General features: G+C 43.2%; 11 protein-coding genes. 6 read left to right on the forward strand and 5 right to left on the reverse strand.

Annotated elements, in window-relative coordinates; all coding sequences use genetic code 11:
* Positions 1-21 precede the first annotated feature (21 nt).
* The 4 genes from serS to F7D47_RS07190 form a co-directional block, all read right to left on the reverse strand.
* Positions 22-1314: a serine--tRNA ligase gene (gene serS / locus F7D47_RS07175; RefSeq protein ID WP_006848685.1), complete on the reverse strand. Its 1293-nt coding sequence runs from the start codon at positions 1312-1314 to the stop codon at positions 22-24.
* A 263-nt stretch (positions 1315-1577) separates the two neighbouring features.
* Positions 1578-1868 carry a 50S ribosomal protein L27 gene (gene rpmA / locus F7D47_RS07180; protein ID WP_006848684.1) on the reverse strand — a complete coding sequence of 97 codons (291 nt, stop codon included), beginning with the start codon at positions 1866-1868 and terminating at the stop codon, positions 1578-1580.
* Between the two features lie 19 nt (positions 1869-1887).
* Entirely contained in the window at positions 1888-2205 is a 318-nt protein-coding gene (rplU, locus tag F7D47_RS07185) for a 50S ribosomal protein L21 (RefSeq protein ID WP_006848683.1), read from the reverse strand.
* A gap of 987 nt (positions 2206-3192) precedes the next feature.
* Positions 3193-5481, reverse strand: a complete 2289-nt coding sequence (locus F7D47_RS07190) for an NADP-dependent malic enzyme (RefSeq protein ID WP_153084846.1) — start codon at positions 5479-5481, stop codon at positions 3193-3195.
* A gap of 159 nt (positions 5482-5640) precedes the next feature.
* Here F7D47_RS07190 and F7D47_RS07195 point away from each other — a divergent pair, with 159 nt between their 5' ends.
* Positions 5641-6258 carry a TetR/AcrR family transcriptional regulator gene (locus tag F7D47_RS07195; RefSeq protein ID WP_117692418.1) on the forward strand — a complete coding sequence of 206 codons (618 nt, stop codon included), beginning with the start codon at positions 5641-5643 and terminating at the stop codon, positions 6256-6258.
* A 113-nt stretch (positions 6259-6371) separates the two neighbouring features.
* On the opposite strand, the gene F7D47_RS07200 is transcribed toward F7D47_RS07195, so the two are convergent.
* Positions 6372-7220, reverse strand: coding sequence for a GNAT family N-acetyltransferase (locus tag F7D47_RS07200; protein ID WP_228113324.1), 849 nt, complete (start codon positions 7218-7220; stop codon positions 6372-6374).
* A 233-nt stretch (positions 7221-7453) separates the two neighbouring features.
* On the opposite strand from F7D47_RS07200, the gene F7D47_RS07205 reads away from it, so the two are divergent.
* From F7D47_RS07205 to F7D47_RS07225, 5 genes are all read left to right on the forward strand, one after another.
* Positions 7454-8224 carry a Rossmann-like and DUF2520 domain-containing protein gene (locus F7D47_RS07205; protein WP_153084848.1) on the forward strand — a complete coding sequence of 257 codons (771 nt, stop codon included), beginning with the start codon at positions 7454-7456 and terminating at the stop codon, positions 8222-8224.
* Between the two features lie 58 nt (positions 8225-8282).
* Positions 8283-8801: a KdsC family phosphatase gene (locus F7D47_RS07210; RefSeq protein WP_022121881.1), complete on the forward strand. Its 519-nt coding sequence runs from the start codon at positions 8283-8285 to the stop codon at positions 8799-8801.
* 93 nt (positions 8802-8894) lie between these two features.
* Positions 8895-9524: a Maf-like protein gene (locus F7D47_RS07215; RefSeq protein WP_153084849.1), complete on the forward strand. Its 630-nt coding sequence runs from the start codon at positions 8895-8897 to the stop codon at positions 9522-9524.
* Between the two features lie 76 nt (positions 9525-9600).
* Positions 9601-10065, forward strand: coding sequence for a Fur family transcriptional regulator (locus F7D47_RS07220; protein ID WP_022121879.1), 465 nt, complete (start codon positions 9601-9603; stop codon positions 10063-10065).
* Positions 10066-10088: 23 nt separating this feature from the next.
* The gene (locus tag F7D47_RS07225) at positions 10089-11363 is read left to right on the forward strand and encodes an adenylosuccinate synthase (RefSeq protein ID WP_153084850.1); all 1275 of its coding nucleotides are present in this window, start codon (positions 10089-10091) and stop codon (positions 11361-11363) included.
* The last annotated feature ends 30 nt before the right edge of the window (positions 11364-11393 follow it).

An 11393-nucleotide genomic window follows, 5' to 3' on the forward strand; every position in this document is an offset into this window, starting at 1 on the left:
AAGTCTTACCGATACTTCAAATTAATCGAAATTTTTGTCATCAAGCATCTCGAAACCGCAGTATGGAACCAATACCTTAGGTACGCGGATTCCTTCTGGGGTCTGATTGTTCTCCAAGATGGTTGCTACGATGCGTGGCAAGGCAAGTGCTGAACCATTCAATGTGTGGCAAAGTTCAATCTTCTTGTCATCTGTATGGCGATAGCGGCAGTGGAGACGGTTAGCCTGATAGCTCTCGAAGTTAGATACTGATGAAACTTCCAACCAGCGGCCCTGTGCAGCACTCCATGTCTCGAAGTCGTAGCAGATAGAAGAGGTGAAGCTCATATCACCACCGCAGAGACGGAGGATATGGTATGGCAATTCCAACTTCTTCAAAAGACCTTCAACATGGTCGAGCATCTCGTTCAAGCTCTCGTAAGAGTGACCTGGCTTATCGATGCGAACAATCTCTACCTTGTCGAACTGGTGCAGGCGGTTCAAACCGCGAACGTCCTTACCATAGCTACCTGCTTCACGACGGAAACAAGCTGAGTAAGCACAACGCTTGATAGGGAGATCTTTCTCATCGAGAATAACATCGCGGAAGATGTTGGTTACAGGAACCTCAGCAGTAGGGATGAGGAAGAGATTATCCAGATTAGCATGATACATCTGACCTTCCTTGTCTGGCAACTGACCGGTACCACGACCAGAGTCCTCGTTTACTACGTAAGGAGGCTGAATCTCCAGATATCCGCTCTTACGAGCCTCATCGAGGAAGAATGCCTCAAGCGCACGCTGGAAACGAGCCATCTTGCCGATATATACAGGGAAACCTGCGCCAGTAATCTTAACGCCGAGGTCGAAGTCAACAAGATTGTATTTCTTCAAGAGATCCCAATGGCAGAGAGCATCCTCGCCGAGATTTGGCTTTTCGCCGCCTTCTTTCACAACAACGTTGTCGGCTGCGTCCTTACCTTCAGGAACCTGCTCGCAAGGGATGTTAGGAATTTCGAGCAACTGGTTGGTCATATCGTTCTGCGCCTTCTCCATGATCTCTTCAAGAGCCTTGGCATCAGCCTTGAGCATAGCTACCTGAGCCTTTGCGCTCTCAGCTTCCTCTTTCTTACCTTCCTTCATAAGGGCACCAATCTGCTTAGCAAACTGGTTAGCCTGCTGCTTGTTGTTATCCAACTTCTGCTGAGCTTCACGACGAATCTTGTCGTACTCCAAAACTTTCTCTACGGCCTCACGAGCATTTGGAAAATGCTTCTTTTCGAGACCCTTAACTACACGTTCAGTTTCCTCACTGATAAGTTTAAGTGTAAGCATAAAATGTCTTTTAATTAAATAATTTACTATTTGTAGGCAAAAGTACAAAAAATATTTGTGATAGCGTAAAAAATTGCTGACTTTTTTACAGGGAAGGGTAGAATTAAAGTTTTTTTGTGGTTTTACAGGGTTAAGGAGCTTAGAGAAAGGGGGTGTGGTGTAATCCTTGCCTAAAAACTTATATAAACGAAGAAAGCCTGCTCTAGGTATGAGCAGGCTTCTATGTTGTTTGTTTGGAATAGTTTTTTCTAAAACTTTAAAAATTAAGCGTCAGCTTTTTTGGTCTTCTCAGCGTAAACCTCTGGAGAGAGAACAGAAACTGTACTCTTGTCCTTGCGGCCCTTGTGGAAGTAAACGATACCATCTGCCAAAGCATACAATGTATCATCCTTACCCTGAGCTACATTCTCACCTGGGAAGTGCTTGTTACCACGCTGGCGAACGATGATGTTACCTGCGATGATGCTCTGACCACCCCAGATCTTAACGCCTAATCTTTGTGAAGCTGATTCACGGCCGTTCTTAGAACTACCAACACCTTTCTTATGTGCCATTTTCTAATTCCTCCTAATTTTAAGCGATTACAGATTTGATTGATACTTCAGTGAACTGAGCACGATGACCGTTCTTCTTGCGATAGTCCTTGCGGCGCTTCATCTTGAAGACGATTACCTTGTCACCCTTTACGAGTGGGTTCACTACTTCTACTACTACTTTTGCACCCTCTACAGCTGGTGCACCGACAGTGATTGAGCCGTCTTTGTCAACGAGCAAAACCTTGTCGAACTCAACAGTCTGACCTGCCTCAACATCCTTGATGTGATGTACGAAGAGCTTCTTGCCCTCCTCAGCCTTGAACTGCTGACCGTTAATTTCTACAATTGCGTACATTAAATTAATTATATAAACGGGTTTCTTCGGGAGGCGTCCTGCATTGTGCCGGATCTTCTTTGAGCCCCTTCGAACTAAACTTTTCTGTAACATTTGCCCAATCCATGAGCATTCGGGGTGCAAAATTACAAATTATCTTTGATATGAACAAAATGTTGGGGAAATAAAGATAGCTTTTTAGAAAGATTTAACAGAAAAGTCTGTTTTTTATAAGAATACCGATTATTTGCTACCAGATAAGGGGCTCGTGAATAGTATAATGTTCTTTATTGGGTTCAATAATATACTTCCTTAGGTTCAATGATATGGCTCCTTTGGCTCAATGATATGTCTCCTCTGGTTCAAGGAGATGTCTCCTTAGGTTTAAGGATACGACTTCTCTGGTTCAAGAAGATACCTTCGCTAAAGTTATGACTAGTGTCAGCAGCTCTGCTGAGCCTAGTCAGCAGGTCTGCTCACTATAGTCGGCAGGTCTGCTGACTGCAGTCAGCAAGTCTTCCGACTCAAGTGATATTACCTTTTAATTGTATTCTTTCTTCTTGGGAACAATATATGCTATATGCTATTTGATGGAGGAGGTGTATAAAAAGAAAAAAGCGATGACCTTCACAGGCTACCGCTCCAAATCTTCAATAGGTATTAGTTTCCATTAAGGTAAAAAGATTGTTTTCAGGATAACTGGTTGCAAAGATACACGATATTTTTCAAATCACCAAATATTTATTTGATTATTTTTATTGTCATTCAGTTGTGTGGGCACACAATGGTATAAATTAACTTATTTTAGTAAGAAAGGCTGCGTAATCGATTGCAATTCTGTTGTTTTTTTTGTTTTTGTTTAGATATCTTCAAAAGTATAAAGAGACGAACTTTCGAGACGAGTAGTGAAGTAGAGAAAATAAAAACAGGTTGGCGCAGAAGTGCCAACCTGTTTATGGAAAATACTATTATCTTATTCTGTTTGTTCGAATCAGGAAAAAGAAGTGATTACTTCTGCTTCTTGATTTTCTCTACGTAAGCATCAATGACAGCTACTGCTGTGATGTTTACGATATCCTGTACACTACTTTCTGAGTCAGTGAAGTGGATAGGCTTATTCAATCCCATCTGGATAGGGCCGATAATCTCTGCTTCAGGATTCAACCCCTGGAGAAGTTTGTATGCACCATTGGCGCTACTCAAGTTAGGGAACACCAAAGTGTTGACGTCTTTGCCCTTGAGGCGGGAGAATGGGTACTTCTCGTCGCGCAGATCCTTGTTGAGTGCATAGTTTACCTGCATCTCACCATCGATAGCGAGTTCAGGGAACTCCTTCTGCATCTCAGCAACGGCTTTCTTTACCTTAACAGGTGAGCCAATATTGTCTGTACCGAAGTTCGAGTAGCTTAACATGGCCATAACCGGCTCTTCGTTGAAGAACTTCACTGTACCTGCAGACAGCTTGGCAACATCAATCAGCACATCTTCGTCTGGGTGGCGGTTGATGAGCGTATCTGCGATATAATAAATACCCTTCTGGGTGTTAAGGATATGCATGGTACCGAAAGTCTTGTATGGCTCACGGATTCCGATTACATCTTTTGCCACCTTAATAGTATTGCTGTACTTTGTGTAAAGACCAGTGATGAATGCGTCAGCATCACCCTGTTCTACCATTGACATACCGAAGTAGTTGCGCTCGTACATTTTATCATAAGCTTCCTCGAAGCTGTAGCCCTCGCGAGCACGCTTCTCTGCCAGATGCTTGGCAAACTTAGCACGGCGGCCCTGTTCGTTATCGGCACGCATATCTACAATCTCAATATCTGAAAGGTCAAGTTTCAAACGGCTAGCAACACGGTTCAGACGGTCAGGGTTGCCCAACAGAATTGGCTGGCAGATGCCCTCTTGCTTTGCCTGGACTGCAGCCTTCAGCATAGTTGGGTTGCCACCTTCAGCGAATACTACACGCTGTGGGTGAAGGCGCGCTGTATCGTGGAGCTTGCGGGTCAGTTTGGTCTCCTGACCAAGCAGCTGGCGCAAATCCTGCTTGTACTTCTCCCAGTCTGTGATAGGGGTGCGAGCCACACCACTTTCCATTGCAGCCTTAGCTACGGCAGCAGAAACTTCTGTAATCAAACGTGGATCTACAGGTTTCGGAATGAAGTATTTAGGACCGAATGTAAGGTCGTTAACGTGGTAAACATCGTTTACAACATCAGGAACCGGCTGCTTAGCCAAATCGGCAATTGCATGAACAGCAGCCATCTTCATTTCTTCGTTGATAGCACGGGCGTGAACATCGAGTGCACCACGGAAGATGTATGGGAAACCGATTACATTGTTAATCTGGTTAGGATAATCTGAACGGCCAGTTGACATCAATACGTCAGGGCGGCTGTCCATAGCGTCCTCGTAGCTGATCTCAGGTACTGGATTGGCAAGAGCGAAAACGATAGGGTTGTCTGCCATAGAGCGAATCATATCCTTGGAGAGCACGTTACCCTTGCTGAGTCCAACGAATACATCGGCGCCTTTCACAGCCTCTTCGAGTGTATGGACATCGCGGCGGTCTGTTGCAAAGAGCTTTTTCTGCTCTGTCAGATTTTCGCGGTCGCTGGTAATGACACCCTTAGAGTCGAGCATAATGATGTTCTTTACCTGTGCACCGAGTGCTACGTAGAGTTTTGTACAGCTGATAGCAGCTGCACCAGCACCATTTACGACAATCTTCACATCGGCAATGTTCTTGCCAGCTACCTCAAGAGCGTTCTTCAAGCCTGCTGCAGAGATGATAGCAGTACCATGCTGGTCATCGTGCATTACAGGGATATCGAGAGTTCTTTTCAGGCGTTCCTCGATGTAAAAACACTGAGGAGCCTTGATGTCCTCCAAGTTGATTCCACCAAATGTAGGAGCGATTTTCTCTACGGTTTCACAGAACTTTTCTGGGTCTTTTTCATCGATTTCAATATCGAAGACATCCACACCACCGTAAATCTTGAAAAGCAATCCCTTACCTTCCATCACTGGCTTTCCGCTCATGGCACCGATATCGCCAAGTCCGAGCACTGCTGTACCATTACTGATAACAGCAACCAGGTTACCCTTGTCAGTATACTTGTATGCATCGTCTGGGTTCTGCTGGATCTCAAGACATGGGAATGCCACGCCAGGAGAATAAGCAAGGCTCAGATCCGTTTGTGTGTGATAAGGTTTTGTTGGCTTAACCTCAATCTTGCCAGGACGGCCAGTCTCGTGATAACTTAAAGCCGCCTCTTTTGTAATTTTTACCATAACAATATATTGGTTTAAAGTTTATTTTTCTTTCATATTCGTGGATTTTACGTACGAAATTTAAAAGTTTGTGCAAAGGTACAAAAAAACTTAGTAAAAAAGAATGGTTTTTTGATTTTTTTTGTATCTTTGCACAAAAATAGTCTTCAAACAAGTAAAATGGCAGAAATCAATCAATATAGACAAGAACTGAAAGACAGAATCATCTCTTATGCGATGCCTGAATTCTATAAGCGTGGGGTAAAAGCTGTCAAGATGGATGAAATCTCACAGGGACTTCATGTATCTAAGAGAACTGTGTACGAGATTTTTGGTGACAAAGAGGAATTGTTGCTTGCTGGTATGATGCGTCAGCTAGAAGAAAATCGTTCGAAGTTAGAGAATTTCGCCAAGACCCAAGCGAAGAATGTGATAGATATTATCAGCTATGTCTATAAATTGCAGATGGAGCGCAATGGGATGGTGGGCGTTCTTTTTTATGAGGAGGTTCATAAGATGCCTCGTGTAGTGAAATTCTTCCAGGAAAATCATGCTCATGAACGGGAGGAGAGTGTGCGTTTCTTTGAGGCTGGTGTCAAGGAGGGGCTTTTCCGTAAGGATGTAGACTTCAATGTTGTTATGGACATAGGACATGTGATGATGGAGGAAATCATGCATCATCAGCTCTATCGTGTTCATTCGATGCAGGAGATATACGACAATTATATTTTGTGCCTGATTCGTGGATTCTGTACAGAGCGCGGTTTGGAGCAGCTAGACCGTGCTCTGAAAGAGTAGAGGTGTTGGCTTTAATATACAAAATGTACTTTTTGAGCGTATGTGTAATTACGCTTAAAAAAGAGAAAGAGGTTTCGGAGATGCTTTATATAGGCTCACGGAACCTCTTTTCCTTAATCCTTGTATAGCCAGTGGAGGAGCAGGTTTATAACTTTTGGATAGAAGCGGAACCAGCGAAACTTGGTAACAGGTTTGCCTCCGAAACCGAGAATGAATTCACGGTAGAGATTACTCTTAAGCGGAAGTCCTGCGTCCATAAAGTGGAGGTGTTGGGCATCCTGCTCCTGTGCATCAGAGAGTGCTTGCCAGATGGTCATTGTGTCCGGATGCAGATGGATGTAAGTCTTTCTCTTGAATGCAGAAAACCAAAGAAAGGCATTGCCTTGGTTGTAGATGCAGGTATAGCCGCCAATCACTTTGTCCTTATAGGTGATGATGACGTTTCGGGCATTACTACTTGTACTCAGTTTCTGAAAGAATGTTTCGTCAGGAACAAAACGGCGAAGTTTCAGCCGATAATAATTTTTGAGCAACTGGTGATAACGATGGATGTCTTCGGGTGAAGTTGCCTCTCTACAACTTATTCCCTTTTTCTTCATTTTTTCAATCATAGCAATTTGTTTGTCTGAGAGTCGCTCTTGGGGAAGTTTGCTGTGTAGGGAGTTATGTATCTCTTGCCAGGCAATAGGTACATAGCCCAATTTTCTGAATTCCCGGTAACCCAGCATCTTTTTGCTCATTCGGGAGAACTCGATGTAAAAGCAGAGTCGTTTGTGTAAGTGGATAGTTAGGCTGCGGAGTAACAATGGGAAAATAGCATTCTGTTCAGCATCGGGTGCATAAAGTCCCTCTCCATACGCGTGCGCGTGCGTATATAAATAAGGTGGAAATAAAGATTTGCGGTGATAGAGGATGACGAGCATTTGTCCTACCACCTTGTTCTCCTGTGTGGCGACAGCCATAAAGGGGGTTATGCCGGGTGTTTTTTCAAGAATCTGAAAAAGCTCCAAGCTATGAAAAAAGTCGCCTTCCAATAAATGCGGCATTTCTTCCAGTTTACCATATATTTCTACTTCATATTTTCTCACGAAGGCAAAAATAATAAATTTATCATAAAAAAGCAAGAAAAAGGGCTCCTCTATCGTTATTTTTTAGTATTTTTGCATAAAAAGTAGAACTTTAAACAAAATTACGTATGAAAATAGTGTTTATTGGGGCAGGTAATCTTGCTACCAATCTTGCGCTCGAAATATCGCAATCAGAACATCAGATTGTGCAAGTTTTCAGTAGAACTAGGGAGTCGGCCTCTCTATTGGCCGAGAAGGTGAATTGTGAGCCTGTCAATGAGATGAGTAAGGTGGTCTGTGATGCAGATTTGTACATAGTTTCAGTAAAGGATGATGCGCTTGAAATGCTTATTCCTGAACTGTGCAAAGGAAGAGAAGATAAGATGTTTGTTCATACAGCTGGTTCCATGCCGATGGATGTTTTCAAAGATTATGCCCGTCATTATGGCGTATTTTATCCGATGCAGACATTTACGAAAGATAAAAAGGTTGCATTCGAAAATATTCCTATTTTCATTGAGGGATGTGGTGCTTTCGAAACTTCTTTCCTGAAGAGGTTGGCAGAACAGATTTCTCGTAGTGTCTATGAATTGGATTCTGATAATCGTAAGTATCTGCACCTGTCAGCTGTTTTTGCTTGTAATTTTGCGAATCATTGCGTAGCTATAGGTCAGCAGATTCTCGAAAATCATCACATTCCTGGCAGCGTTCTCCGTCCTCTGGTTATGGAAACTATGGACAAGACTTCTTCGCATTCGGCAGCTGAAGTGCAGACTGGACCGGCTATTCGTGATGATCGGAACGTAATGGAGAAACAAATGCAACTCCTTGAAAAACAGCCAGAACTACAGCAGATTTATGAAATGATGAGCAAAAGCATATTCTACTTCAAGAGATAAAACGGTTGTCGGTTTAAGTTTGCAGTTAGGAATTTAAGTTCTAGAAACAGAAATAAATATGATAAATTACGATTTAAATAAGATAAAAGCAATCATCTTTGATGTTGATGGAGTACTGTCAAGACAGACCATCACGCTTTCCAGTGCTGGCGAACCTTTGCGTACTGTTAATATTAAAGATGGCTATGCCATTCAGCTGGCTCAGAAGAAAGGTGTTCGTATCGTAATTCTGACAGGCGGTAATTCTCATGCCATACAGGTACGCTATGAAAATCTTGGTGTAGAGGATATCTTCATGGGGTGTTCTGTAAAGATAAAGACTTATGAGGAGTTCAAGCAGAAATATTCAATTACAGATGAGGAAATAATATATGTAGGTGATGATATTCCTGATTATGAGATTATGCGTCGTTGCGGATGTCCATGTTGCCCAGCAGATGCATGCTCCGATATTAAAGAAATTTCTACTTATATCTCGGCTTGTAACGGAGGTGATGGTGTGGGACGTGATGTCGTAGAACAGGTACTGAGAGCCAAGGGTTTATGGCTTTCAGATGCTAAGGCGTTTGGCTGGTAGAATTTAGTTAATAGTTGAAAGCTGATAGTTTATAGTAGAAAGTTTGCAACTGAATTTTAATCATAAAGTTCAAAGTAATAAGGTTTAAAATAGATGAATTATAAGATCATTTTGGCGAGTAATTCGCCTCGTCGCAAGGAACTTCTGGCAGGTTTGGACATTCCTTTTGAGGTGAAGGTGATTAGTGGTATTGATGAAAGTTATCCTGCTGACCTCGATGCTTATCAGGTTGCAGAATTCATCTGCAAGAAAAAGGCTGAGGCTTACCGTCCGCTTTTGAACGGAAATAATAGTGTCGGAGAGTTGGACGAGTCAGAAACTTTGATTCTTACAGCAGATACGGTTGTGATTGCGCCAACAGCTGGCGAACAGAATGACCAGGAAGGAAAGGGAGTCATTCTCGGGAAACCTCGTGATGCTGAAGATGCCAGACGAATGCTGAAGATGTTGAGCGGAAAGACGCATCATGTAGTTACAGGTGTTTGTCTTACTACCCAGCATAAGCAGCGTTCCTTTTCAGTAACAACAGAAGTGACGTTCAAACCGCTTTCTGATGATGAAATCAGTTATTATATAAATCATTATCAGCCGTTTGACAAAGCTGGCGCCTATGGTATTCAGGAATGGATTGGCTACATAGGTTGTACGGGGTTGAAGGGGAGTTATTTTAATGTGATGGGGCTTCCGGTTCAGCGTATCTATGAGGAATTGAGGCAAATTTAGATTTTTTAAAATTAAATATTGTTCTATGTCGTAGATAATGAGTATCTTTGTGCGTTTTATGTAACTAACAAGGATTATGAGTGAAGAAATTTTAGCAAAAGCTCATGAGGTTTTGGACAATTATATGGAGAGCAATCATCACCGGCGCACTCCGGAGCGTTCCACTATCCTCGACACCATTTATTCTATGGGAGAGCATTTCTCGATAGAAGATTTGGGCAGAGAGCTACTGAAAAAGAATTTTCGCGTTAGCAGGGCTACGCTTTATAACACATTGCATCTGTTCCTGGAACTGAGGCTTGTGGTAAAGCACAGTCTGGCAGACGGCACCAAGTATGAGGCCAGTTATAGCGAGGACAATCATGTGCATCAGGTTTGCACGATTTGTGGCAAGGTAACCGAAATTGTAGCACCGCAGGTTACGGCTGCAGTGAAGGATATCAGGATGCAGCGCTTTCGTAAAGATGCTTATGCTCTTTACATTTATGGCGTATGCAGCGGCTGTCAAAGCAAGATGACTCGCAAACGAAAAAAAGAATAAGTATCAAGATAAAAAGATAAAAAATGAACACAGGTAAAGTAGATGTCCTGCTGGGTTTGCAGTGGGGCGATGAAGGTAAAGGTAAGGTGGTTGACGTGTTGACCCCTAAGTATGATGTCATTGCTCGTTTCCAGGGTGGTCCTAATGCTGGACATACATTGGAGTTTGAGGGCGAGAAGTATGTGCTTCGCTCTATCCCTTCTGGTATTTTCCAGGGTGGTAAGGTGAACATCATCGGCAATGGTGTGGTTTTGGCTCCAGACCTCTTTATGGGTGAGGCTAAGGATCTTGAGAAGAGCGGTCATGATTTGAAGAGCCGTCTCTACATCTCTAAGAAGGCACATCTCATCATGCCTACTCACCGTGTACTCGATGCAGCTATCGAGGCTTCTAAGGGAAAGAACAAGGTAGGTACTACTGGTAAGGGTATCGGTCCTACTTATACTGACAAGGTTAGCCGTACCGGTCTTCGCGTAGGCGATATCCTTGACAATTTCGAGGAGAAGTATGCTGCTCACAAGGCTGCTCATCTCAAAACCATCGCAAGTCTCGGTTATACCGACTTCGATATTACAGAGGTTGAGAAGACCTGGATGGAGGGCATCGAATACTTGAAGCAGTTTAAACTTATTGATAGCGAGGTAGAAATCAATAAGGTGCTCCGTTCTGGCAAGGATATCCTCTGCGAGGGTGCTCAGGGTACTATGCTCGATGTTGATTTCGGTTCTTATCCATTCGTTACTTCTTCTAATACCATCTGTGCAGGTGCTTGCACCGGTTTAGGTGTCGGTCCTAACCGCATCGGCAATGTTTATGGTATCATGAAGGCTTACTGTACACGTGTTGGTGCAGGTCCATTCCCTACAGAGCTCTTCGATGAGACAGGTGCCAAGATCCGTGACCTCGGTCATGAGTATGGTGCTGTTACCGGTCGTGAGCGTCGTTGTGGCTGGTGCGACCTCGTACAGCTCAAGTATTCTGTCATGGTGGACGGTGTTACCGAGCTTATCATGATGAAGAGTGATGTGCTCGATGGTTTCGATACCGTTAAGGCTTGCGTGGCATATAAGTTGAAGGATGGTTCTGTTACAACAGATTTCCCATACGAAATCGATGATGTTGAACCAGTTTACAAGGAGTTTAAGGGCTGGAAGACAGATATGACAAAGTTCACATCAGAAGATCAGTTCCCACAGGAGTTCAAGGATTATATTGCTTTCATAGAAGAGTTCCTTGAGACAAAGATCGGTATCATTTCTATCGGTCCAGACCGTGCTCAGACTATTGTACGCAAGTAAATTATATAGTGTTTAATGTTTAGTGTTTAA

The organism is Segatella copri (assembly GCF_009494835.1).
Lineage (GTDB): Bacteria > Bacteroidota > Bacteroidia > Bacteroidales > Bacteroidaceae > Prevotella > Prevotella copri_F.

Coding starts and splice junctions, on each gene's coding strand:
- F7D47_RS07190 (WP_153084846.1), bottom strand. CDS start 5,481: ATGGTAAAAATTACAAAAGAGGCGGCTTTAAGTTATCACGAGACTGGC.
- F7D47_RS07195 (WP_117692418.1), top strand. CDS start 5,641: ATGGCAGAAATCAATCAATATAGACAAGAACTGAAAGACAGAATCATC.
- F7D47_RS07200 (WP_228113324.1), bottom strand. CDS start 7,220: ATGGCTGTCGCCACACAGGAGAACAAGGTGGTAGGACAAATGCTCGTC.
- serS (WP_006848685.1), bottom strand. CDS start 1,314: ATGCTTACACTTAAACTTATCAGTGAGGAAACTGAACGTGTAGTTAAG.
- F7D47_RS07220 (WP_022121879.1), top strand. CDS start 9,601: ATGAGTGAAGAAATTTTAGCAAAAGCTCATGAGGTTTTGGACAATTAT.
- rpmA (WP_006848684.1), bottom strand. CDS start 1,868: ATGGCACATAAGAAAGGTGTTGGTAGTTCTAAGAACGGCCGTGAATCA.
- F7D47_RS07210 (WP_022121881.1), top strand. CDS start 8,283: ATGATAAATTACGATTTAAATAAGATAAAAGCAATCATCTTTGATGTT.
- F7D47_RS07205 (WP_153084848.1), top strand. CDS start 7,454: ATGAAAATAGTGTTTATTGGGGCAGGTAATCTTGCTACCAATCTTGCG.
- F7D47_RS07225 (WP_153084850.1), top strand. CDS start 10,089: ATGAACACAGGTAAAGTAGATGTCCTGCTGGGTTTGCAGTGGGGCGAT.
- rplU (WP_006848683.1), bottom strand. CDS start 2,205: ATGTACGCAATTGTAGAAATTAACGGTCAGCAGTTCAAGGCTGAGGAG.
- F7D47_RS07215 (WP_153084849.1), top strand. CDS start 8,895: ATGAATTATAAGATCATTTTGGCGAGTAATTCGCCTCGTCGCAAGGAA.